Source organism: Arthrobacter sp. UYCu712, assembly GCF_040547005.1.
In the GTDB taxonomy this organism is placed as follows: Bacteria; Actinomycetota; Actinomycetes; order Actinomycetales; family Micrococcaceae; genus Arthrobacter.
Genome location: NZ_JBEPOZ010000001.1, coordinates 138,820 through 162,368 on the forward strand (window position 1 = coordinate 138,820; position 23,549 = coordinate 162,368).

Genomic DNA, 23,549 nt, shown 5'->3' on the forward strand with positions numbered 1-23,549 from the left:
AACCATGGCAAAGCAGCTTGCGTTTAACGACGCTGCCCGCCGGTCGCTTGAAGCCGGCATCGATAAGCTCGCCAACACGGTCAAGGTGACGCTCGGCCCGCGCGGCCGCAACGTCGTGCTGGACAAGAAGTGGGGCGCCCCCACGATCACCAACGATGGTGTCACCATCGCCCGTGAAATCGAGCTGGACGACCCGTACGAAAACCTTGGCGCGCAGCTTGCCAAGGAGGTCGCCACCAAGACCAACGACGTTGCCGGCGACGGCACCACCACCGCTACGGTGCTGGCCCAGGCCCTGGTCAAGGAAGGCCTCCGCAACGTAGCGGCAGGCGCCGCCCCGGGCGAAATCAAGCGTGGCATCGAGGTCTCTGTCGAGGCCGTCGCCGCCCGTCTCCTCGAGAACGCCCGCCCGGTTGAAGGAACCCAGGTCGCCAACGTGGCCTCCATCTCCGCGCAGAGCGACGAGGTCGGCGAGCTCCTGGCCGAGGCATTCGGCAAGGTCGGCAAGGATGGTGTGATCACCATCGAGGAATCCTCCACCACGCAGACCGAGCTGGTCCTCACCGAGGGCATGCAGTTCGACAAGGGCTACCTGTCCCCGTACTTCGTCACCGACGCGGAACGCCAGGAAGCAGTCCTCGAAGACGCCCTGATCCTGATCAACCAGGGCAAGATCTCCTCCGTGCAGGATTTCCTGCCGCTGCTGGAGAAGGCGCTGCAGAGCTCCAAGCCGCTCTTCATCATTGCCGAAGACGTCGAGGGCGAGGCCCTCTCCACGCTCATCGTCAACCGCATCCGCGGCACCCTGAACGTGGTCGCGGTCAAGGCGCCGGGCTTCGGTGACCGCCGCAAGGCCATGCTGCAGGACATCGCCACCCTCACGGGCGCACAGGTTGTGTCGGCAGAACTGGGCCTCAGCCTGGACACGGTCGGCCTCGAGGTGCTGGGTACCGCCCGGCGCATCACCGTCACGAAGGACAACACCACCATCGTCGACGGCGCCGGTTCGGCCGAGGACGTTGCAGCCAGGGTTTCCCAGCTGCGCGCCGAGCTGACCCGCACGGACTCCGACTGGGACAAGGAAAAGCTCCAGGAACGCCTGGCCAAGCTGGCCGGCGGCATCGGCGTGATCAAGGTCGGCGCTGCCACCGAGGTCGAGCTGAAGGAAAAGAAGCACCGCATCGAAGATGCTGTGTCCTCCACCCGCGCGGCCCTCGAAGAAGGCATCGTGGCCGGCGGCGGCGCCGCCCTCATCCACGCCCTCAAGGCGCTCGACGAGGACCCGGCCGTCCAGGCTCTTGAAGGTGACGCGGCAGCCGCTGTCGGCATCGTCCGCCGGGCACTGACCCAGCCGCTGCGCTGGATCGCCCAGAACGCCGGCTTCGACGGCTACGTCGTCGTCGCCAAGGTCGCCGAATCCGCCAACAACCAGGGCTTCAACGCCAAGACCGGCGAATACGAAGACCTGATCGCTGCCGGTGTGATCGACCCCGTCAAGGTGACGCGGGCGGCCCTGCGCAACGCAGCGTCCATCGCGGCACTGGTTCTTACCACGGAAACCCTCGTAGTCGAGAAGCCGGCCGATGAGGACCAGCACGCGGGCCACCAGCACTAGCTCCGAGTCGCTGTAGTCAAGGCCGGTCCGGTAACCACCGGGCCGGCCTTTGCTGTGCCGTCCTGCGCGGAACCTGCGGTCAGCGCTGCGAACGCAGGGCCCTGCGACGCAGCCGCAGGGCCGCCTCCCGCGGAAGCTGCTTGGAAATGAGTTTGTAGAAGACCAGTACCGCCACCGCCGATACAACGATCCCCACCAGGTTCAGGAACAGTTGCAGGGCCGAGCCGGCGGCCTTCTCGTATTCGCCCAGGACCAGGGCGACGGCGACGAAACCGGCTGCCGGAACCGTGGTCACCGAAATGAACACGCCGATCAGTGCCGAGGACCGCTTGCTGATCACGGACAACATGCCTGCGGCACCGGCGAGTACCGCGACAATCAGCGAGTACGGGCCGGGGTGATAAATGAACTCGACGGCGGAACCATGGTCCAGGGCATCGGCCGGGAACAGGCCGAGGGGCACCGACAGCCAGGCGCCCAAGGCCGCTCCCAGCATGGCTACCGGGAAGCCGACGCCGAGAGCCAGCGCCGCGGCGCGTCCCAGCGGCCATTGGCGGCGCACGATGGCAACGGCCAGCGCGGCCAGCGGCCCGAACTCCGGCCCGACCGCCATGGCACCGACGATGGCGATGGTCGAGTCGGTGACGATGCCGATGGCGGCCAGCTGGGTCGCGAGGACCAGGAACACCAGAAAGCTCCACGTGAGCCGCGAGTCTTCGCCCGTCTGCCCGGAGACCTCATCCCAGATGACGGCGTCCGCGCCTTCGCCAGGGGCCGCCGCTACTGCTTCGTCGGCGCGGTCGGAGAGCACCAGGTCCGGCATGGTGACCGAAATCGAGCCGAGCTTCTGAACGTTCAGGGCATGGAGTTTCTGCACCAGCCCCTCGACCGACTCCCTCGCCAGCAGAACGTGTATCACGTCCCCCGGTGGCAGCACTGACGCTCCGCGGTGCAGTGATACTTCCGCCACGCCGAGTTCGCCGGAGCAGGAGTCCACCACGGCGCCGGACAGCTTGTCCGGGACATAAATTCGCAATTGCGCGATCACGATGGGGCCTCCTCCCACTCGTAACATCGTATCCGCCGGTGTCGCGGGCCCCACGGAATGCCGGTCCAGGCCCGCCCCGCGATTGGCCAGACAAATTACGTTTCGGTAACATTGATGCTTTGGGAAACAGGCCTGAAGGGTTTTTGTGTCGAACGATCGAACCATTGCCAGCCCGCACGCCGCGGACTCTGGTTCTGCGGTGCGCCGGAGATCCGGCTACCGCCCCGAAGTCCAGGGCCTCCGTGCCCTCGCCGTCCTCATGGTGGTCACCTACCATGTGTGGCTTGGCCGGGTCTCCGGCGGGGTGGACATTTTCCTCCTGATCTCGGCCTTCCTGATGACGCTCAGCTTCACCCGGAAGGTGGAAAACGGGACGCCCCTGAAGCTCGTGAGCCATTGGCTCCACCTGCTCAAGCGGCTGCTGCCCGCCGTCGTCGTGGTGATCCTCGGCGTCCTGGCCGGGACCCGCCTCATCCTCCCGGAAAGCCGCTGGCCGGACGTGCTGGACCAGGCCTGGGCCTCGCTCCTGTACCGGCAAAACTGGCTCCTGGCGGACACCGCCGTCGACTACTACGCGCAGGACCATTCCGGCGCGAGTCCCCTGCAGCACTTCTGGTCCTTATCCATTCAGGGCCAGGTCTTCCTGCTGTGGCCGCTCGTGTTCGCCGGCGCCGCCCTGCTCCGCCGTCTGCTCCACCGCTGGACTCCGTTGCACGACAGGGTCAGCTACCCGGGACTCCTGGCCGTGGCCTTCGGCGGAATCTTCGTCGCCTCGCTCCTGTATTCCATCGAGCAGACCGCCACGAACCAGGCCTACGCCTATTTCGACACCCGGGCCCGGCTCTGGGAATTCGCCCTCGGCTCCCTGCTGGCACTCGCCCTGCCCTACCTCAAACCGGGAAAGATCCTGCGGGTGGTGCTGGGCTGGACCGGCCTCGCCGCCATGCTCTCCTGCGGACTGCTCCTGACCGTGGACCGTTCCTTCCCCGGCTTCATTGCACTGTGGCCCACGCTTGCCGCAGCCGCCATCATTGTGGCCGGGCAGAGTGGCAGCCGTTTCGGTGTGGACCGTTTCCTCACCTGGAAACCGCTCGTGGCCCTCGGCGACAACTCCTACGCCCTCTACCTCTGGCACTGGCCGCTCCTGGTCCTGGCCCTCGCCGGGATGGGGATCAGTTCACCGGACCTCATGCAGGGCCTGGCGATTGTGGCCACGTCCGTGGTCCTCGCCGTGCTCACCACCCGGTTCGTGGAGAAGCCGCTGCGCGAATGGCATTGGCCGCAGCGCCGGGTCTGGCGGACCGCCGCCGTCATCGTGGCGTGCGGCGCCCTGCTCGCGGGCCCGGTGTCCGTATGGCAGAGCAAGCTGATGGCCGACGAAGCCGCGGCCGCTTCCCAGCCCAGGGAACTGACCCCGGGGGCCGCCGCCCTGTCGCCCGAGAACGCGGGCAAGCCGACGCCGGACGCCAAGATCATTCCGGCCCCGCTCGCGATGAAGAACGAGTGGGCGGACATCGACGGGCTGTGCACGGACGGGAACGTCCCGAGCGACCCCCTGCTCGCCGGCTGCCTGCAGAACAGCCGGCCGGACACGGTCACCAAACGGATCGTGGTGCTCGGCGACTCGCACGCCCAGCAGTACATGGCCGCCCTCGGCCCGATCGCCCGGAGCCACGGCTGGGAAGTCGTTGCCCTGCTCAAGGGCAACTGCCGCTTCGGCGGGGAGTCCCCGGACCGCGACGCCGAGTGCAACGCCTTCAACAAGGCCAGCGCCGCGTACGTGCAGGAACACCGTCCCGACGCGGTGTTCACGGTGGCCTCTCTGACCCATAAGGACGCACCGTTCGAAACCGAGGTGCCCCAGTACCTGGAGGGCATCAAGCCCTTCACCGACGCCGGCATGGAGGTGGTGGGCGTCCGCGACAATCCCCGCTTCGGCATGAACATGCCCGAATGCGTGCAGAAGAACGGCCCGACCGCCCCGGAATGCAACGTGCCGCTGCAGGAATCCCTCGCCGGGTCCTCGCCCCTGGACGCGTACCGGGGGAAAGTCCCCGGACTGCACCTCATGGACCTGAGCGACTTCATCTGCGCGAATGGAATCTGCCCGGCCGTCGTGGGGAACGTCTACGTCTACAAGGACGACAATCACCTGACCAAGACGTACGTCCAGAGCATGATCCCGATGTTCGAACAGCGGATGCTGGAGGCCACCGGCTGGAAGTGACGGACCAAGGACTCCGAACCGGCCTTCGCACGCGGGTGTGGGGCGGGGTCCCGGATGCCGTTGCTCACATTACCGCCGCGGAATATGGGGATCGCCGCCAAGGTTCTAGTATTTATACAACACTTCTGCACAGGCCATGCCCGTAATGACGGGCTGGTCATCTGTTGCAACCCCTACCCGTGAAACCTGAAACTTAAGGTAAGAGGCGCACTCATGACCCAGCCCGAACACAACCCCTTCGGCTTCATCGGCCTGACCTACGACGACGTCCTGCTCCTGCCCGGCCATACGGATGTGATCCCGTCCGAGGCGGACACGTCTTCGCGTATTTCCAAGCGGATCTCGGTCCAGACACCGCTGCTCTCCGCAGCCATGGACACCGTCACGGAGTCACGGATGGCCATCGCCATGGCACGCCAGGGCGGACTGGGCGTCGTGCACCGCAACCTCTCCATCGAGGACCAGGCCGACCAGGTGGACCGCGTGAAGCGCAGCGAGTCCGGCATGATCACCAACCCGCTGACCATCGGCCCCGAGGCCACACTGGCCGAACTGGACGAGATCTGCTCGCACTACCGCGTTTCCGGTCTTCCCGTGGTGGACGAGGGCATGAGGCTGCTGGGCATTGTCACCAACCGCGACACCCGCTTCGTGCCGGAATCGGACTTCCCGATCCGGCTGGTCAGCGACGTCATGACCAAGATGCCGCTCGTCACCGGGCACGTCGGAATCAGCCGCGAAGAAGCCTCGCACAAGCTCGCCACGAACAAGATCGAGAAGCTCCCGCTCGTCGACGAACAGGGCAGGCTCAAGGGCCTCATCACCACCAAGGACTTCACAAAGGCCGAGCAGTACCCGCTGGCCACGAAGGACGAGGCAGGCCGGCTGCGCGTCGGCGCGGCCATCGGCTTCTTCGGCGACGGCTGGGAACGGGCCATGGCCCTGATCGACGCCGGCGTGGATGCCCTCTTTGTCGACACCGCCAACGGCCACTCCCAGGGCGTGCTGGACATGATCCGACGGCTTAAGTCCGATCCCGTCGCGGCCCACGTGGACATCATCGGCGGCCAGGCGGCCACCCGCGAAGGCGCCCAGGCGCTCATCGACGCCGGCGCCGACGGCATCAAGGTCGGTGTGGGTCCGGGATCGATCTGCACCACCCGCGTTGTGGCCGGTGTGGGCGTCCCGCAGATCACCGCCATCTACGAGTCCGCCAAGGCAGCCATCCCGGCCGGCGTCCCGCTGATCGCCGACGGCGGCCTGCAGTACTCGGGCGACATCGGCAAGGCCCTGGTGGCCGGCGCCGACACCGTGATGCTCGGCTCCCTGCTGGCCGGCTGCGACGAGTCCCCGGGTGACCTGATCTTCGTCAACGGCAAGCAGTTCAAGCTCTACCGCGGCATGGGTTCCCTCGGCGCGATGCAGACCCGCGGCAAAAACACCTCCTACTCCAAGGACCGCTACTTCCAGGCCGACGTCTCCGGCGATGACAAGCTCATCCCGGAAGGCATCGAGGGCCGGGTGGCCTACCGCGGCCCGCTGGCCTCGGTGGCCTACCAGCTGGTCGGCGGCCTTCGCCAGACCATGTTCTATACCGGCGCCCCCACGGTGGCCGAGCTCAAGGCCCGCGGAAAATTCGTCCGCATCACCCCGGCAGGGCTGAAGGAATCCCACCCGCACGACATCCAGATGACGGTGGAGGCACCGAACTACGGTTCGCGCTAAACCCCACCCGCTCCCTAACCTCGCAAGTCCGCACCGGCTCCCGGCCCTCGCAAGCTCGGGTCGGGGCCCTCGCCGGAGCGGCTCCACGGCCAGGGAACCCGGCGGGCGTGGGCCCAGCGCACCCAGCGGGCGGCGTCGCCGCGTCCCGCAACTAGGCTAAAGGCATGTCCGAACTGATTCCCGCGCGTGCGCCGAAGCGCAAGCTCGCGCTGCGGCCGTACGCGCGCGCCGTCGCGCAGGTGCTCCGGGTGAGCTTCCGGGCCTCGCCGGCCGCGGTGGCCATGAAGATCATCGGCTCACTGGTCTCCGCCGTGCTGCCGCTGGTCACCACCTACTACGCGGCCCTGACCACGACGGCGCTCGCCTCCGCCTACGCGGGCAACGCCGCGGCGGGCCAGCAGGCCGTCGTGTACGTCATCATCACCGCCGCCCTGGGCCTGTTCTGGGGCGGGTTCAGCAGCGTCGACCGGTATATCCAGCAGCTCATGAGCTTCCGGGTGGGGGCGATCGTGGGGGACCTCATGTACGAGCGCTTCCTGGCGCTCGAGTTCTGGCGCTACGACGACAAGGAAACGGTCGACCTCTACGACCGGGCCAAACGCTTCTCCGATTCCTACGCCCGGGTGCTGGACCGGATCGCGGCCATCTTCACCCAGCTGGTCTCCGTGGTCCTGGCCATCGGGGCCCTGCTGCTGGTCAGCTGGTGGATCGCCGTGATCGTCCTCGTTGCGATCGTGCCCAGCGTGTACCTGCAGTTCAGACTCTCCCGCGAACAGATCGCGCACTGGAACACCCAGGTGGATTCCCGCCGCCAGCGCCGGATGATCGAAACCAACCTCCTGCGCCCCCAGCACATCGCCGAGATGCGCCTCTACGGGATCGTCGGGTACCTGATGGGGCTGCGCTCCCGCCTGCGGGACGCCGACGAGAAACGCCGGCTGGACTTCCAGAAACGGTACATTCCGAAGCAGCTTGCGGCCGACGCCCTGCAATACGGTGCGGAGGTGGTGTCCCTGATCTGGGTGGTGGGCCAGATCATCGCCCGCGCCCAGCCGGTGGGGCAGTTCCTCTATGTCCAGCAGATCGTCAGCCGCGCCCTGTCCACCGCCAACAGCCTCGTGTCCTCGCTCAGCTCGATCGACGAGGACCTGGCGAACCTCAAGGACTATGAGCTGTTCATGGCGCTGCCGGTGCACTCCAGCCACGCACCGCCCCTCCTGCAGGCACCCACCACCGTGGAACTGAAGGACATCCGCTTCACGTACACGGGCAGCGACCTGGAAGTCATCAGGGGCATTTCGATGACCATCCGGGAGGGCCAGCACATCGCGATCGTGGGGGAGAACGGTGCCGGGAAGTCCACCCTGATCCGGATCCTCGCCGGGCTGTACCGCCCGGATTCCGGGCAGGTCCTGCTCGACGGCGTCGACCTCGCGGCCGTCGACGTCACGTCCTGGCACCGGCACCTGGCGGTGTTGAGCCAGGAATTCCTCAAGTACGAGTTCGCCACCGCCGCGGAGAACATCTTTTTCGGCGACGTCGACCCGCCCCGCGACGACGCACGCATCCGCCGGTCTGCCGCGGATGCCGAAGCGCTGGACTTCATCAACAAGCTCCCCAACGGGCTCGACAACCACGTCAGCAACTGGATGGAGGATCCCCGCGGACGGAAGGGCAGCGGACTCTCCGGCGGGCAATGGCAGCGGCTGGCGATGGCCCGCAACTTCTACCGGAATGCCTCCTTCATGGTGATGGACGAGCCCACCTCGGCCATTGACGCCCTGGCCGAGCACCGCATCTTCACGCGGCTCTTCGCGGACCGCAGCAGCACCATCATCGCCATCAGCCACAGGCTCGCGACCATTGAGAAAGCGGACATCGTGTACATGCTCGAGGACGGCCGCATCGTGGAACAGGGGACCCACAAGGAACTCGTGGCGCTCCGTGGCCGCTATTTCCGGATGTTTGAGTCCCAGCTGACCGTTCCGGACACGGAGAACGTCAGCGGGGAGTGAGCGGAGCGCCCTCGATGGTCGTCCGCACGCGGGCCAGGCTGGGTGCCGGCGGGACGCTGCTGAAGCCGAAGCCGACGGCGGGCCGGATGGCGGCGAGCGGGCCGGCGTCGTCGCCGTCCCAGCTGACGGTGGCGGAATCAATCCGGTGCAGATCGGTGACGCCGTAGTATTCCCGCCGGCCGCCCTTGGCCGTGCCTGCAGTGCGTACGCCGGGAAGGATCCGGGCCGCAACGGGGCTGACCGCACGCAGCCAGCGCGGATGCACCGCCAGGGCCCGGGGGACCAGCCGCGCCGCGGCACCCAGCCGGGTGCGGGTCCCGAGCCGGGCGCGGATCCGCAGCGGGCCGGCGTCGACCGTGAGCTGCCCGGCCTCATGGACGGATGAGAGGCTGACGATGCAGGTTTCGTCGAAGTTGTAGACGGCACTGATGAAGTCGCCGGCTTCGGCGGTCGGGGCGAGCAGGATCCGGTGGCCGGAGGGCAGCTGGACCATCGCGTCGGTGAAGGGCCCGAACGGGGACTGCGCCCACAGGCCCACCACCGCGCGCAGGCCGGAGCCCGTGCCGATCCCGGCGATGTGTCCGTCGAATATCCAGCGCTGTTCCATGACGCCACAGTACGTCGAAGCGGCGCCCCGCGTCCGCTGGGATAACCTAGAGCAGTGACTTACGAGATTGAGATTGGCCGTGGCAAGCGTGGGCGTCGTGCCTACTCCCTGGATGACATTGCGATCGTCCCCAACCGACGTACGCGTGACCCCAAGGACGTATCCGTCTCCTGGCAGATCGATGCCTACAAGTTCGACATGCCGGTCATCGCCGCGCCGATGGACTCCGCGATGTCGCCGGAAACCGTGATCGCCCTCGGCCGCCTCGGCGGACTCGGGGTCCTGGACCTCGAGGGCCTCTGGACCCGCTACGAGGACCCGCAGTCCGTCCTGGACCAGATCGCCTCGCTGCAGAACGAGACCAACAGCCCCGCCGTCACGCGCCGCATGCAGGAGCTCTACCAGGCGCCGATCCAGCCCGAGCTGATCACCTCCCGGCTCGCCGAGATCCGTGCCGCGGGCGTCACCGTGGCCGGCTCCCTCACCCCGCAGCGGACCCAGGAACACTACAAGACCGTCGTGGCTGCCGGCGTCGACATCTTCGTGATCCGCGGAACCACGGTCTCGGCCGAGCACGTCTCGAAGGACCACGAACCGCTGAACCTCAAGCAGTTCATCTACGAACTCGACGTCCCCGTGATCGTCGGCGGCGCCGCCGGCTACACCCCGGCGCTGCACCTGATGCGGACCGGCGCGGCCGGTGTGCTGGTCGGCTTCGGCGGCGGAGCCACCACCACCACCCGCCGGGCCCTCGGGATCCACTCGCCGATGGCCTCCGCCATCTCCGACGTCGCGGCGGCCAGGCGCGACTACATGGACGAGTCCGGCGGACGCTACGTCCACGTGATCGCCGACGGTGGCATGGGATCCTCCGGCGACATCGTCAAGGCCATCGCGATGGGCGCCGACGCCGTGATGCTGGGCAGCGCTTTGGCCCGCGCCGACGAAGCCCCCGGCAAGGGCTGGCACTGGGGCCAGGAAGCGCACCACCTGGAGCTCCCTCGCGGCGACAGGGTCAACGTGGGCACTGTCGGACCGCTCGAGGAAGTGCTCTTCGGACCGGGCCACCACACCAACGGAACGTCCAACCTGATCGGGGCCCTGCGCCGTTCGATGGCGACCACGGGCTATTCGGACCTGAAGGAGTTCCAGCGCGTCGACGTCGTCGTCTCGCCGTACGCCGGCAACTGACCCCCACACTGGCGGTTGTTTGGCCCTGCCCATCCGGAGGACTTCGACGTAGTCTGGTGCCCTACGAGGTTTGATCCGGATGGAGGCGTGACATGAACAGTTTTCCCGGCGGTTCTCCCGTGGCCGGAGGTGCCCTGGGGCCCGCGGAACGCGAGGCTTCAATTGCTGTGTTCAGGGGCACCACGGCCCCGGGCCAGGAGCTCGACATCCTGATCGTGGGCGGAGGCATCGTGGGCGCCGGCGCCGCATTGGACGCCGTCACCCGCGGGCTCAGCGTCGGCATTGTGGAGGCGAACGACTGGGCCGCAGGGACGTCGTCGCGTTCCTCGAAGCTCATCCATGGTGGCCTTCGGTACCTGGAAATGCTCGACTTCGGCCTGGTCAAAGAGGCACTGCACGAACGCGGCCTCATCCTCTCCGTGCTGGCACCGCACCTTGCCCGGCCGGTCCCGTTCCTCTACCCGCTCACCAAACCGTTCCTGGAACGGCCCTACATCGGTGCCGGAATCGCCCTGTACGACGCGATGTCCGTCACCGGCGGGCACAGCCGCGGCGTCCCCTTCCACAAACACCTGAGCCGGCGCGGAACACTGCGCGCCGCCCCCAGCCTCAAGGACGACGCCTTCATCGGGTCCATCCGCTACTACGACGGGCAGGTCGATGACGCCAAGTACGTCGCCAACCTGATCCGCACCGCCGCGTACTACGGGGCGCACGCGGTAAACCAGATGTCCGTCGTGGACTTCCTGCGCGAAGGTGAACGCGTGGTCGGGGCCAAGGTGATCAACCATGAAGACGGCGCCACCTTCAACATCCACGCCAAACAGGTCATCAACGCCACGGGTGTCTGGACCGACGAGACCCAGGCCATGGTGACCGACCGCGGCCAGCTCAAAGTCCGCGCGTCCAAAGGCATCCACCTCGTGGTCCCACGGGACCGCTTCCAGTCGACCGTCGGGCTCATCCTGCGGACCGAGAAATCCGTGCTCTTCGTGATCCCGTGGGGCAGGCACTGGATCATCGGGACCACCGACACCGACTGGCACCTGGACAAGGCCCACCCGGCGGCCTCCAGCAAGGACATCGACTACATCCTGGAGCACGTCAACAAGGTCCTCAAGCGCCCGCTCACCCGGGAAGACGTCGAGGGCGTCTACGCCGGATTGCGTCCGTTGCTGGCCGGCGAGAACGACTCCACCGCCAAGCTCTCCCGCGAACACGTCGTGGCGCATCCCGTTCCCGGACTCGTAGTGGTGGCCGGCGGCAAGTGGACCACCTACCGGGTCATGGCCAAGGACGCCGTCGACGAGGCGACCCGCAGCATGGACGAACGCGTCCCGCCCAGCTGCTCGGAGACCATTCCGCTGCTGGGCGCGAGCGGCTTCAAGGCCGCCTGGAACAAACGGAACCGGATGGCGGAAGAGACCGGCGTCCACGTGGCCCGGATCGAGCACCTGCTCAACCGCTACGGCGCCATGGCCCCCGAGGTACTGGCTCTCATCACCGAACACCCGGAACTGGCCGAACCGCTGCCGGGCGCGGACGACTACCTCGCCGCCGAGGCCGTCTACGCCGCAACCCATGAGGGGGCCCGCCACGTACAGGACGTACTGACCCGGCGCACCCGCATTTCCATCGAGGCCTGGGACCGGGGTGTGTCCGCGGCCCCGGTGGTCGCTAAACTGATGGCGGACGTCCTCGGCTGGAGCGATGCGCAGCGCGAGGGCGAAATCAAGCATTACCTGGCCCGGGTCGACGCCGAACGGCTTAGCCAGGAGCAGCCGGACGATGAGTCCGCCGACGCCGCCCGCATGGGCGTCGAGGACATCGTTCCGCTGCGCTGACCGGCAGCCCCGTCCGGCGGCCCGACACCTCGGGCCGCCGGACGGGGCTCACTCACGCCACTTCGAAAGGACAACTCTTGGCGGAACCACTGGACAGGTATGACGCCGATCTCACCACCCCCGAGATGGTGATCCTCGAGATGGACGCGACGGACAAACTCGACGCAGCGTCCCAGCTCGCTGAACGGATGCATGCCGCCGGACGGATCTCCGACCTGGAGGGCTTCCTCAAACATGTCAACGCCCGCGAGCACCAGCTCGCCACCGGGCTGCCGGGCGGCATCGGACTGCCCCATGCCCGCAGCGAGTTCGTCTCCCGGACCTCGATAGCCGTCGGCATCACGAAGTACGGCAAGGCCCTCGACTTCGGCGCCGCCGACGGCCCGGCCACGGTGATCCTGCTCATTGCAACGCCGGCCAGCTCCTTCTCGGACCACCTCGAAGTACTCGCCACACTGGCCCGATCACTGTCCAAGGAATCGTTCCGAGAGTCGCTCCGCCGGGCCTACGATCCCGAAGTGATCGCCGAGCTCATCAACTCCAGCCTGGTCTTCTTCGACCACTAAAGATTGGGGCAGGCCCTTTCGTGTCGACTCCGTCGCCACGTAGGGACCCGGCTGCCCCACTCTGGCGTTGCCCGTTTCGTTGTTCTACACGAGGACGAAGTACGGTTAAGGGGTGCTGAAAACTGCCCTTAAGCCCCGCTGGATCGCAGGCCTCGTGTTTGCGATCGTCATTTCCGGGGTGTTTGTGCTGTTGAGCCAGTGGCAGTTCGGCCGCTCGACGCAGGCGGAAGTCCCCGTCGCGACCACCACAGAGGAACTCAAACCGCTGACCTCCGTGCTGCAGCCCGGCAATTTCTTCCCCGGATCAGTCGCAGACCAGAGGGTGAGCGCGACGGGCAGTTACGACCCGCAGAAGCAGGTCCTGGTCCCGGGACGGCTGCACGACGGCGCGAAGGGCTACTGGATCGTCTCCGCCTTCGCCGTGACGGACGCCCCTGCCCTGGCCGGCACTGGCGCCTCCCCGCAGACTTGGATCCCGGTGGCCCGCGGCTGGGTGGCGGATCCCGCGGACGCCGTGGCACCGCCGTCGGGCACCATTGAACTCAGCGGACGGCTCATCCCGTCCGAAGCCCCGGTGCCCAACACCGACGCCGGACCCGGGCGGGCCACCGCGGTCTCCGTCGCGGAGCTCATCAACGTCTGGGAGGTCAGCAGCTACCCCGGATTCATTGCCGCGGACACCGAACTGGCCGGCACCACGGCCGTCGGGGCGGCAGCTGCCGGCGGCGAGGTCAAGCCGCTGAACATCGGGCCGCAGCCCCCGGCCCAGAAAGTCAACTGGCTCAACCTCTTCTACGCCGCCGAGTGGGTTGTCTTCGCCGGCTTCGCGCTGTTCATCTGGTGGCGCCTGGTGAAGGACGACTACCGCCGCGAACTTGAAGATGCCCTCGACCAGGACCACACCCGGCGGGAACACGCCGCCGGCGACGGACCCCACGCCACAGAATCCCGCCCCACAGAATCCCGCCCCACAGAATCCCGCCCCACAGAATCCCGCCCCACAGAACCGAAAGTGCAATCATGATCGAGCCCCAGCCGGCCATCCAGCCGCAGCAGTCCACCGGAGCGGGAAGCGCCAACGGCAAGAAGCGCCGCTTCGGCGGAACCGAGGCGCAGATCCGCTCCGCCCTGAAGTTCTACAAGGTGCTGGCCTACCTCACCGGCGCCATGCTGCTGCTGCTCTGCGCGGAGCTGATCGCCCGGTACGCGTTCGGGCAGTACCTCTTCGCCGGCGGCACGGATGCCGTCACCGGGCAGCCGTTCGGCCTGGGCTTCGCCGACGCCGAGCCGCAGGGTGTTGTCGGCGGACTGAACCTTTCCGTCGCGGTCCTGATCGTGCACGGCTGGATGTACGTCGTCTACCTGATGTCCAACTTCCGGCTCTGGTCCCTGATGCGCTGGCCGTTCGCCCGGCTCATCGTCCTCGCGCTGGGCGGTGTGGTGCCGTTCCTGTCCTTCTTCGTCGAGAAGAAGTTCCACGCCGAGGTGGAAGCCGAGCTCGCCGCGAACCCGCAGGCGCCGCAGCGCTACTGAACCACTGCTGTTGGCTCCCTTCAACGCTGACAGCCGGCCGGCGTCGGGCGCCAGGGTGCAGACCAGGGCGCATCCGGGGCACCGATCCGCCCTGATCTGCCTCCGCGGCCGCTCCGTTCCTTCTGCGCGTTCCGGCAGTGGCCCGGGTGTGAGATCCCTTACCTGGCGGCCGATTCGGCGGCTGCGGCGGCTTCTCAATGTGCGGCCGGGCGGCACCGCAAAGTAAGCTGGTACGGTGACTACTCCCACTGCATCCCAGACGTCCCACAAGCCCGTGCTGGTTGTTGACTACGGTGCCCAGTACGCGCAGCTGATCGCCCGCCGCGTCCGGGAAGCGAATGTGTATTCGGAAGTGGTTCCGCATACCTACAGCACCGAGCAGCTGCTGGCCAAGAACCCGGCCGCCATCATCCTCTCCGGCGGCCCCGCAAGCGTCTACGCCGAAGGGGCCCCGAGCGTCGGCGCGGACCTCTTCGAAGCCGGCATCCCGGTTTTCGGCATCTGCTACGGCTTCCAGGCCATGGCCAATGCCCTCGGCGGCAAGGTGGCCCAGACCGGACTCCGCGAGTACGGCGCCACCGAGACCACCACGATCGGCGAGGGGCGCTCCATCCTGGATGGCATGCCCCAGCACCAGAGCACCTGGATGAGCCACGGCGACTCTGTTCACGAGGCGCCCGTTGGCTTTGAAGTCCTCGCGACGACGGCCGGCGCCGAGGTGGCAGCCTTCGCCAACGAGGAGAAGAGCCTCTACGGCGTGCAGTGGCACCCCGAGGTGAAGCACTCGGCCTACGGCCAGCAGGTCCTGGAGAACTTCCTGTTCAAGGGCGCCAAGCTGGAACCGAACTGGACCGCAGGCAACATCCTCGAGGAACAGGTCGACCGGATCCGCGCACAGATCGGCGACGCCCGGGTCATCTGCGGACTGTCCGGCGGTGTCGACTCCGCCGTCGCTGCCGCCCTCGTCCAGCGCGCCGTCGGCGACCAGCTGACCTGCGTTTTCGTGGACCACGGACTGCTGCGCGAAGGCGAAGCCGAGCAGGTGGAACGCGACTTCGTCGCCGCGACCGGCGTCAAGCTCTATGTCGCCAACGAGCAGGAGCGCTTCCAGTCAGCCCTGGCGGGCGTCAGCGACCCGGAGACCAAGCGCAAGATCATCGGCCGCGAATTCATCCGCGCCTTCGAAGAAGCCGAGCTTGCCATCATCGCCGAGGCAGCCGCGCACGGCGAGAAGATCAAGTTCCTGGTCCAGGGCACCCTGTACCCCGACGTCGTCGAATCCGGCGGCGGCGAAGGTGCAGCCAACATCAAGAGCCACCACAACGTGGGCGGCCTGCCGGAAGACCTGCAGTTCGAACTCGTGGAGCCGCTGCGTGCCCTGTTCAAGGACGAAGTCCGTGCCGTCGGCGCGCAGCTTGGCCTGCCGCAGGAAATCGTCGGACGCCAGCCCTTCCCGGGCCCCGGCCTCGGCATCCGGATTGTCGGCGAGGTCACCAAGGAACGCCTTGACCTGCTGCGCAAGGCCGACGCCATTGCCCGCGCGGAGCTGACCGCTGCCGGCCTGGACAACGAGGTATGGCAGATGCCGGTCGTGCTGCTGGCCGACGTCCGCAGCGTCGGCGTCCAGGGCGACGGCCGCACCTACGGCCACCCGATCGTGCTGCGCCCGGTGTCCTCCGAGGACGCCATGACCGCGGACTGGTCACGGCTTCCGTACGATCTGCTGGCCCGGATTTCCAACCGGATCACCAACGAAGTCGATGGGGTCAACCGCGTGGTGCTGGACGTAACCAGCAAGCCGCCGGGAACCATCGAATGGGAATAGCCTGCTGATATCGGGCATGTGAAATGGCCGGCCTCCTGACGGGGCCGGCCATTTTGTCTATGTCGCGGCATTGCGGGCGGTAAATTAATCCGGCCATTTCACGGCGAATTTGGCCGGCGCCAGTGTTGCGGGCCCTTGCTCGGGACCGATTCGGGCTACGCTCGAAGGCATGCCGGTATGGTCCAAGGCGTCACGCGCGAGCACAGTACGCGCGAGCACAGTACGCGCGAGCACGGTAACCGCGAGCCCAGAAAAAGCGAGCACAGAAAAGAAGGCAGCAGTGTCAGTTGGTCAAGGCCACCCCGAGGGCTCCGAAGAGCTCAGGAAATGGCTGTCGGGGCTCAAACCCGTCACCGGAGCAGATACGATGCTGCGCTTCACCAAAACGCCCGAAGGCTCCATCGACCTGACGCACGCACACCCGTCCGGCCTGGCCCAGCTGATGGCGGGCCGGCGCACCCGGCTGTCCACCCTCATCCGCGACCGCCAGCAGTTTGTCATCGCCGCACGCGCCTCACGGAACCTGCGCTCCAAGATCTTCGAACTGGCCAATGACCGCGGCATCGATGCGGGATACTTCTCCGCCGGCACGGTCGTCTGGACCTCCGCCGTCGGCGGCAAACCGCAGCGCGTCTCGGCCCCCGTCATGCTCACTGCAATTTCCCTCACCGTCCGGCCGGGCGAAGACGACTACGAGCTGCAGCTCACCGAACAGGCCCGGATCAACCCCGCCCTGATCCGCCACCTGAAGACCATCCACGGGATCGTCTTCGACGTCAACGCCGTCACACGGATGGCCTACAGCACCGCCCGGTTCGATCCGCAGCCGGTCCTGGACCGGCTCGGCACGCTCATCCAGCCCATCCACGGCGCCGAGGTCGAACACAACCTCCTCGTCTCGACGTTCTCGGACCTGTCCGGAAACCTGGAAGACCCCTGGATCAACGAGAACCACGCCCTCGTCTCGGCGCTGGCCCATGCCGCCCTGGGGAATCCCGTGGACGTGCCCGAGCTCAAGGCCGGCCGCTTCCCGAGCACCGATGAGCGCAATCCGGCCGAGGAACTGCTGCTTCTCGACGCCGACGCCGACCAGCAGTACGTTGTGGACGCCGTCCGGGCGGGGGACTCGCTCGTCGTGAGCAGCCCGCCGGGCACCGGCCAGACCCAGACGGCCATCAACACGATCGGTGCGCTCGTCGATGAGGGCAAGACCGTCCTGGTGGTGGGGGACAGGCGTGCCAGCCTCGGCGAGATCTCCTCCCAGCTGGAGACGCTCGGCCTCGAATCGGTGCTGTTCCAGCTGTCCGGGAACGCGACGCCGCTGGCCCTCAAGGGCCAGCTGGTCCGCGCGATTGTGCGCAACGAGAAATCGCTCGAACCGCAGCTGAGCAACCTCCACACCACCCTCACCGAGCACCGCCATGCCCTCATGGACCATGTCGCATCTCTCCACAACGTCCGCCAGCGGTGGGGCTGCTCGCCGTACGAGGCGATGCAGTCGCTCGCCGAGCTGACGTCGATCCAGCCGGCGCCGGCCACGACCGTCCGGCTCAAGCGCAGCGTGCTGGACAGCATCCGGGACCGTGAGGAACTTGCCGGACGGCTGCACCGGGCCGCGGAACTGGGCAGTTTCAGCCGGGATTCGACCACCAGCCCCTGGCACGGGGCACGGCTCCTGACCCGCAAGGAAACACAGGAAGCCCAGCAGGTGGCCGTCTCGGTGGCCGGCAAGCTGCCGCTGCTGCGTGAACGCATGAACGGGGTCGCCGAACACGCCGAGATCCGCCTTGGCAGCACGTTTGCCGAATGGGGCGAGCAGATCGAGCTCCTCGTCGCCGTGCGAGGAAGCCTCGACAAGTTCACCCCGGACATCTTCGACCGGCCGGTCCACGACCTCATTTCCGCGACTGCCTCCTCCGCGTGGCGGCGCGAACGGAACATCGACATGCCGTCGATGCAGCGCTCCCGCCTGCGCCGTGTCGCCAAGGAATATGTCCGGCCCGGCGTCCACATCGCGGATCTGCACAGCTCTCTCGTCCTCGTCCAGGACCAGCGGGCCGCCTGGTCCGGTTACGCCACAACCCAGCGCCACCCCGCCGTCCCCTCCGGGCTCGTCGAGATGGCCTCCCTCTACCGGGAGCTCGAGGCGGAACTGGCTGAACTCGGACTTGCCGTCAAGCACACCGGAGCCGGCGGCGAGCTGCTGACCACGTCGTATGAAGAACTCATGGAGCGCCTGGAACGGCTCGTCGCCGATACCGGCACCCTCGAGACCCTGCCCGAGCGCACCCTCCTCGTGGAGAACATGCGCGAACACGGCCTTGGCGAACTGCTCGCCGACCTCGCGGAGCGCGAGGTCCCGGCGGAATCTGTCGCGGCGGAACTGGAACTCGCCTGGTGGCAGTCCGCGCTGGAGGCCATGATCAGCGGGGACGACTATCTCGCCATGTCCGACGGCGACGCGCTGCGCCAGCTGGAGGCGGAATACCGTCTCGCGGACAACGCGCATATCGCCAGCGGGGCCGCGCGGCTGCGCTGGAAGCTTGCCGGGCGCTGGCGGGCCGCCATCGCGGAGCACCCGCGCGAGGCGGACCTGCTGCGCAGCCTGCTCAAGGACGGCCGCGTGACCCTCGCCGCGCTGACCGGGCAGGCCCTCGAACTGCTGCCGACGCTGGTGCCGGTCTGGTCGGTCAGCCCGTATCTCATGTCCGGCCTGCTGCCGATCGAGCAGAAGTTCGACGCCGTCGTCATCCTCGACGCCGAGGCGACCTCCCTGCAGGCAGTCCTCCCCGCCATCGCGCGTGCCAAACAGGTCGTGGCCTTCGGCGACGACAGGATCGCCAGCCCCAGGACTTTCTCCGTCGGGGTGGAGCGGCTCGCCGCCGGCGAAAGCTCGCACCAGGGTGTCGAGAGCGCCTTCCGGGCCCTCACCGCCGTGCTGCCGGCCCGCACGCTGCGGACCGTGTACCGCGCGGTCGACGAAGACCTCGTGCGCCAGCTGAGCAAAGGATTCTACGACGGCGGGCTCCGCCGGCTGCCCGAGGGCCAGTCCGCAACCGGGCTGGACCGTGCCCTGACGCTGGAGTACCTGCCTGACGGTACCGGACTGCCCAGCGCGGACCAGGACGGCGTCGAATCTGTCGTTGCCGAAGTGAACCGCGCCGTCGAGCTCGTCTTCGAACATGCCCGGATCCGGCCCCGGACCTCGCTGGCTGTGGTTACCGGCAGCCTCCGGCACGCCGCCCGGATCGGTGAGTCCATCCGGCTCCAGCTGCCCAACTATCCGCTGCTGGCGGGCTTCTTCACCGCGGGGGATGAATCCTTCCGCGTGGTGGACCTGGACCGTGCCCAGGGCCTGGTCCGCGACCACGTGATCTTCTCACCCGGTTACGGGCGGACCCCGCACGGGCGCGCCCTGCACAACCTCGGCCCGCTCTCGGCGGACGGCGGCCGGGCGAAGTTTGCCCTCGCGATGACCCGCGCCCGCCGCTCCCTGCATGTGCTCAGCTGCTTCCGTCCCGAAGACCTGGACGTCACCAGGCTGAGCCACGGCGCGGTGGACTTCTTCGAACTGCTGGACCGTGAGATCGCGGGCAACTCCGATCTGGGCAGCCCGGCATCGCGGTCCGCCGCCAGCGAACAGGCTCTTGGCGCTGACCCGCTGGTGGCCGATCTGGGCGACCGGCTCCGGGCCCGCGGCGCACGGGTCTGGCACCAGTACGACGGCGTCCTCAACATGGTGGCCGCGGCCGACCCATTGCACACCATCGGCCAGGAAGACGCCGAGATCCCGCGTCCCGTGGCTATCGAATCCGACGGCACCGAGCAGTACCGGCGGATGACCGTGCGTGAGCGCAGCAGGCTCCGGCCGCAGCTGCTGGAGCGGCTCGGCTGGCGCTACATGCCGCTCTGGACCATCGAGGTCTTCACGGATCCCTCTGCCTGCGCCGACCGGATCGGCGGGTACCTGGGACTGGAGAAACCGGCGGCGTCCAGCCGGCACCGTACCTCTCCCGGGTTCTTCGACGACGACGTGGAAAACCTGGCCGTCAACGACGCACGGGCCGCGGCGGCGCGGGCATCGTCCGCGCAGGGACAATCAACGCACAGCCCATCGGGGCAGGCCACGCCGGGCCAGCTCGATCAAGGGCACCAGCAGGCAACAGCAAGTGGCAGCAAGGAGGCCGACGGCATGGATGCAGACGGCGAGAGCCAGGACAACAACTCCCTGGACAGCACCACCCAGGACAGCGTCACCCAGGACAGCGGCCAGGAGTCCGGCGGCAAGCCGGCGCCTGACGGCGCAACGGCCGCCGAGGACGCCGCCGGCGTGCTGCCGAACAAGGCTGCGGAGGACGATCCGCGCCGCTGGGGCGACCAGCCGGACAAGTACGACCACGACGCCTGGCTGCAGGAGCAGAAACCGCCGCACTGGGGCTAAGGCGTGCGTCGCCGTCGAACGCAGCTTCGACACGCTCACGCAGTGGCGGTCGCCGGCCACCCCGTAGCACTGATAGTGGGAGACTAGCCCGCCTGTTCGGCGGCCGAGATATCGCCGACGCCAGGAGTGCCATCGGCGAGGGCGTAGCGGTGCAGCACCGCACCCTTCGGTGAGGCCACGACCGGCTCGATGAGTCTGAGGTTCGTCGGAACCACGCCGTCGGCGAAGACCTTCTTTCCACCGCCGGGGAGGACCGGATACACCCACAGCGTGAGCCGGTCGAAGAGCCGCTCGGCGAACTAGGTCTGCACGAAGTTTAGACTGCCGATGACGTGGACGTTCGTATGCCGGTCGCACAGTTCGCGCACGGCGGCGACGACATCAGGACCGAGCAGCGTGGAGTCGGCCCACTCGAGGGCCGGCGTCTGGCGCGAGGCCACGTATTTCGGGAGGCGGTCGAACAGCCGCGCGATGTCCCCGTCCGCGTGCGGCCAGTACGCGGCGAAAATGTCGTAGGTCCGCCGCCCAAGCAGCAGCGCGTCCATCCCCGCCCTCCCGGAGTGGACCTGCTCGCCGACGACCTCGTCCAGGAGAGGCGCTTGCCAGCCGCCAAACGCGAAACCGTTGTCAGCGTCCTCGTTCGGCCCGCCGGGCGCCTGCGCGACGCCGTCGAGCGTGGTGAACAGGTCGATATGGATGAGTCCCATGCGGTGCTCCTTCTCTGTCGCCCGGCGTCACCCCGGCGACCGGATCACTTCGAGGCTGGCACACGATCCCGGTGCGAAGCAACGGGTCAGAGGCTCGACACAGGCCCACCGCGCATCAAGTAACACCCCAGCCGGGCCGCGGCGTCAGCCCGCCCCGGACACCGGGCGAAGGTTGGGAGACACGACCTGGCGCCGGCTTGCCGGCAGGCCGTGGCGTCTACCCGGGCGCCGCTGCCACCAGGACAAAAAACAGCTTTCCCTGGGTGGAGGCGCCGGCCAGCCGGCGCGACTGGCCCGCATCGGCTGCCACGACCATAAGGCCGTCCGGTTCTCCGGTCGCGAGCCATTGGCCGGCCTTGCCGCCCTGCGCGGAGGTCCACAACACGGGCACCGCGGCGGCCAGGACCTCGGAGGTGGCCGGCTGGTCAAAGCCGTTGCCGCCGGAGATCACGACGTTGACCAGCTGACCGGGGGAGAGCAGCTGGATCGAAGCTGGGTCGGCCATCCGGAGCGGCACCGCCGAGGAGCCCGGTGGACTGCCGGCCAGCAGGCCCGGGCCCAGGAGCTGCGAATCGGACAAGAGCTGTCCCTGCCGCAGTGCGGCTGCCAGCTGCTTCCCCTGGATTGCCGAGGGATGGCTGAAACTACCGTCGGGCAGCAAACCGTCAGGGATGTTGAGGACCGCGACATCGCCGGCGTCGAGGATTTTGCCGGCTGGCAGGTCCCGGACGGCGGCGAGGGCGCTGACGGTGTCGTCGGGAGCTGGCGTCAGCTGTTGGACGGCGATTCCGGCGGCGACGCACAGCAGCAGGGCCACGGCCAGGCGCCGGTTGCGGTTCAGCCAGCCTCTCAGGCGGTGGCGCCTCGGCGGCCGGCCCGGCACCCTGGCTCCGGCGCCCCTACCGGCCGGCTTTCCGGAACGCGTCCGGTCGGGGCGCCGGCGCACCGACAGGACGCCTCTGAGCAGAAAACCCACGCGGAAAACGACACCACGGAGGTCAGCGGGGCGGTAACTACCCTGGGAAGTGTCCCACCGGGGGATACGTGCTGAAATCTCGGCCGTTGCCATGCCGCCACGCTAACCGCAGACATGACGTGCGGGCAGGGGGCGGCAGCCCTATGTGGACAAGCTGCAGTCCGGAACGGAAAGCGGCGGCTTAGCTCGCGGCAGCTGCTGCGGGAGCAGGAGTTGCGGCCGGGGTCGCAGCGGGGGCGGGGGCGGGGGAGACGGTGCTGCCCTTGGCATCGCGGGAGTCGGTCCGGTAGAACCCGGAGCCCTTGAAGACCACGCCGACGCTGTTGAACTTCTTGCGCAGGGTCCCCAGGCACTCGGGACAGGACGTCAGGGAGTTGTCGGTAAACGACTGCACGATCTCGAAGGCGTGGCTGCAGTCCTTGCAGGCGTATGCGTACGTGGGCACTGGATATCCTCCTCAGGGACAAACGATCAGGTCCCGTGCTGCCTGGTCGGGATCTTTGCCGATAAACCTATCGACGGAATCCGACCCTTAGCAGTCGCAGGGCCTGAGTGCCAATTCTATCATCCCGGGAATGTTGCCTCAGAGCAGGCGGATCACACCGCCCGGCGTCAGGGCGGACCCCACCTTGCGGTCGAAGGACTCCGCCGGGATGCTGCCGGCGGGCAGGACCTCGGCGTCGTAGACGACGGCGGCAGTGGGCAGCGGAGACGGCCCCCCGCCGTCGTCCGGCCGTTTCCGGTCCTGCAGGACTAATTCCAGCGCCGCGAGGAACTTGTCGTAATAGCCCCCGCCCTGGCCGATCCGGTTGCCGGAGTGATCGACGGCCGTGGCCGGCAGGAAAATGCCGGCGGCGGATTCCATGATTTCCGTTCCGTGGCGGTCTCCGACGGGTTCCTGGATGGGCGCATAGCGGCTGCGGGCAAAACCCGACGACGGAGTCCAATAGACCCAGCTCAATTCCAGGCCCGGCTCGCAGACCGGCAGCAGCACGCGGTGTCCGGCGTCGTGCAGGGCCGTCAGGAGAGGGAGGGTCGGCGGTTCTGTGCCAACGCCCAGGTAGACGGCGAAGCTTCCCGACGCGCCGCCGGCGATTTTGTCGGCCCACGCCAGGCCATGCCTGGCGATGGCTGCACCCGCGTCGCCGAGCGTCGCCAGCCCAAGCGTTGCGCGCTGTGACCGGTGGCTGGCGCGGATCTTGTCCTTCGATGCATTCATGGCCGGGCCC

At 67.8% G+C, this 23,549-nt stretch carries 16 protein-coding genes and 1 pseudogene; 11 read left to right on the forward strand and 6 right to left on the reverse strand.

Annotated features, from left to right (window positions below; all coding sequences use genetic code 11):
• The first annotated feature begins 4 nt into the window (after positions 1 to 4).
• Complete coding sequence (gene groL, locus ABIB51_RS00730; protein WP_354184628.1) at positions 5 to 1,615, forward strand: chaperonin GroEL; 1,611 nt, start codon at positions 5 to 7, stop codon at positions 1,613 to 1,615.
• Positions 1,616 to 1,694: 79 nt separating this feature from the next.
• Here groL and ABIB51_RS00735 read toward each other — a convergent pair whose 3' ends face one another.
• Positions 1,695 to 2,663, reverse strand: a complete 969-nt coding sequence (locus ABIB51_RS00735) for a DUF389 domain-containing protein (protein WP_354184629.1) — start codon at positions 2,661 to 2,663, stop codon at positions 1,695 to 1,697.
• Positions 2,664 to 2,826: 163 nt separating this feature from the next.
• Here ABIB51_RS00735 and ABIB51_RS00740 point away from each other — a divergent pair, with 163 nt between their 5' ends.
• From ABIB51_RS00740 to ABIB51_RS00750, 3 genes are all read left to right on the forward strand, one after another.
• Entirely contained in the window at positions 2,827 to 4,890 is a 2,064-nt protein-coding gene (locus tag ABIB51_RS00740; RefSeq protein ID WP_354184909.1) for an acyltransferase family protein, read from the forward strand.
• Positions 4,891 to 5,103: 213 nt separating this feature from the next.
• Complete coding sequence (gene guaB / locus ABIB51_RS00745; RefSeq protein ID WP_354184630.1) at positions 5,104 to 6,615, forward strand: IMP dehydrogenase; 1,512 nt, start codon at positions 5,104 to 5,106, stop codon at positions 6,613 to 6,615.
• A gap of 164 nt (positions 6,616 to 6,779) precedes the next feature.
• Positions 6,780 to 8,630 (forward strand): ABC transporter ATP-binding protein, encoded by a 1,851-nt coding sequence (locus ABIB51_RS00750; protein WP_354184631.1) that lies wholly within the window; start codon positions 6,780 to 6,782, stop codon positions 8,628 to 8,630.
• On the opposite strand, the gene ABIB51_RS00755 is transcribed toward ABIB51_RS00750, so the two are convergent.
• Complete coding sequence (locus ABIB51_RS00755) at positions 8,617 to 9,237, reverse strand: hypothetical protein (protein ID WP_354184632.1); 621 nt, start codon at positions 9,235 to 9,237, stop codon at positions 8,617 to 8,619. The genes ABIB51_RS00750 and ABIB51_RS00755 overlap by 14 nt on opposite strands.
• Before the next feature lie 54 nt (positions 9,238 to 9,291).
• Here ABIB51_RS00755 and ABIB51_RS00760 point away from each other — a divergent pair, with 54 nt between their 5' ends.
• The 7 genes from ABIB51_RS00760 (at position 9,292) to ABIB51_RS00790 (ending at position 20,637) form a co-directional block, all read left to right on the forward strand.
• Positions 9,292 to 10,428 (forward strand): GuaB3 family IMP dehydrogenase-related protein, encoded by a 1,137-nt coding sequence (locus tag ABIB51_RS00760; protein ID WP_354184633.1) that lies wholly within the window; start codon positions 9,292 to 9,294, stop codon positions 10,426 to 10,428.
• Positions 10,429 to 10,520: 92 nt separating this feature from the next.
• Positions 10,521 to 12,272, forward strand: coding sequence for a glycerol-3-phosphate dehydrogenase/oxidase (locus ABIB51_RS00765; protein ID WP_354184634.1), 1,752 nt, complete (start codon positions 10,521 to 10,523; stop codon positions 12,270 to 12,272).
• Between the two features lie 77 nt (positions 12,273 to 12,349).
• On the forward strand, positions 12,350 to 12,838 hold the full coding sequence (locus ABIB51_RS00770) for a PTS sugar transporter subunit IIA (protein ID WP_354184635.1): 489 nt from the start codon (positions 12,350 to 12,352) through the stop codon (positions 12,836 to 12,838).
• A gap of 112 nt (positions 12,839 to 12,950) precedes the next feature.
• Complete coding sequence (locus ABIB51_RS00775; protein ID WP_354184636.1) at positions 12,951 to 13,862, forward strand: SURF1 family protein; 912 nt, start codon at positions 12,951 to 12,953, stop codon at positions 13,860 to 13,862.
• Positions 13,859 to 14,371, forward strand: a complete 513-nt coding sequence (locus tag ABIB51_RS00780; RefSeq protein ID WP_354184637.1) for a DUF3817 domain-containing protein — start codon at positions 13,859 to 13,861, stop codon at positions 14,369 to 14,371. The genes ABIB51_RS00775 and ABIB51_RS00780 overlap by 4 nt, the downstream gene beginning before the upstream one ends.
• Before the next feature lie 235 nt (positions 14,372 to 14,606).
• On the forward strand, positions 14,607 to 16,196 hold the full coding sequence (gene guaA, locus ABIB51_RS00785; protein ID WP_354184638.1) for a glutamine-hydrolyzing GMP synthase: 1,590 nt from the start codon (positions 14,607 to 14,609) through the stop codon (positions 16,194 to 16,196).
• Between the two features lie 280 nt (positions 16,197 to 16,476).
• Entirely contained in the window at positions 16,477 to 20,637 is a 4,161-nt protein-coding gene (locus tag ABIB51_RS00790) for an AAA family ATPase (RefSeq protein ID WP_354184639.1), read from the forward strand.
• An 83-nt stretch (positions 20,638 to 20,720) separates the two neighbouring features.
• Here ABIB51_RS00790 and ABIB51_RS00795 read toward each other — a convergent pair.
• The 4 genes and pseudogenes from ABIB51_RS00795 to ABIB51_RS00810 all read right to left on the reverse strand — a co-directional run bounded on the left by ABIB51_RS00795 (position 20,721) and on the right by ABIB51_RS00810 (position 23,539).
• Positions 20,721 to 21,344, reverse strand: a pseudogene (locus tag ABIB51_RS00795) (dihydrofolate reductase family protein).
• 217 nt (positions 21,345 to 21,561) lie between these two features.
• Positions 21,562 to 22,152, reverse strand: a complete 591-nt coding sequence (locus ABIB51_RS00800) for an RcpC/CpaB family pilus assembly protein (RefSeq protein ID WP_502916055.1) — start codon at positions 22,150 to 22,152, stop codon at positions 21,562 to 21,564.
• Positions 22,153 to 22,501: 349 nt separating this feature from the next.
• Positions 22,502 to 22,765, reverse strand: coding sequence for an FmdB family zinc ribbon protein (locus ABIB51_RS00805; RefSeq protein WP_354184641.1), 264 nt, complete (start codon positions 22,763 to 22,765; stop codon positions 22,502 to 22,504).
• A gap of 138 nt (positions 22,766 to 22,903) precedes the next feature.
• Positions 22,904 to 23,539 carry a 5-formyltetrahydrofolate cyclo-ligase gene (locus ABIB51_RS00810; protein WP_354184642.1) on the reverse strand — a complete coding sequence of 212 codons (636 nt, stop codon included), beginning with the start codon at positions 23,537 to 23,539 and terminating at the stop codon, positions 22,904 to 22,906.
• Positions 23,540 to 23,549: the final 10 nt, after the last annotated feature.